The organism is Pseudomonas akapageensis (assembly GCF_011355085.1).
GTDB lineage: Bacteria > Pseudomonadota > Gammaproteobacteria > Pseudomonadales > Pseudomonadaceae > Aquipseudomonas > Aquipseudomonas akapageensis.
This window is the reverse complement of sequence record NZ_VXCP01000084.1, coordinates 1-590: the sequence shown is the minus strand read 5'-3', so window position 1 is coordinate 590 and position 590 is coordinate 1. Positions and strand designations below refer to the sequence as shown.

The following is a 590-nucleotide window of genomic DNA, read 5'->3' as shown; positions in this document are numbered from 1 at the left end:
CGCAGACGCAGCAGCGAACGTCCATCCGGCTCGTGGCCAACGCGCAGCGACTCCAGGGCGAGTGGCCGCAGCGTCAGGTCCTGGGTGGTGGTGTAACGGCACCGGGTGCGCTGTGGTCCGATGGGCTGTGATAGCACTTCCAGGCCTTATCGATCGTTTCGCTGTCCTTCATCTGCTCGATCGCGGGCACCAGTTCGACGATCGATAGCGATGGAATGGTCCGCAAGTAATGCGGCCACAGCAGGCTGACCAAGCCTTCGGTCAGCTCCGGCAGGTCGTCGTCGAGCTTCTCGCGCAACCGCCCCATCAGAAAGGCAAAGCCCTCGAACAGGCGTTCCACATAAGGGTCGTGTGCGCCCGGCTTGTCCAGGTTCAGCTGCGCCGCCCGGTCCGGGAAGGCTTGCGCAAACTCCTTGGCAGCCTCGCGCAGGTAACGCATCTCGGCATCGAAGTAATGCAGCGTCAGATTGTCCTTGTCCACAAAAAACTCCTGATCAATAAGGATTGGTCGCAGCGCACTGCCGCGGGTACCGGGTCAATGGCCATCAGCGCCGCTCTGGGCGAGGAAAATCTGCGACGGCAACTTGAAG

1 pseudogene is annotated in these 590 nt (G+C 61.7%); it reads right to left on the bottom strand.

The window, feature by feature from the left end:
• Positions 1 to 481, bottom strand: a pseudogene (locus F2S13_RS29035) (type VI secretion system baseplate subunit TssF); the annotation flags it as partial.
• Positions 482 to 590: the final 109 nt, after the last annotated feature.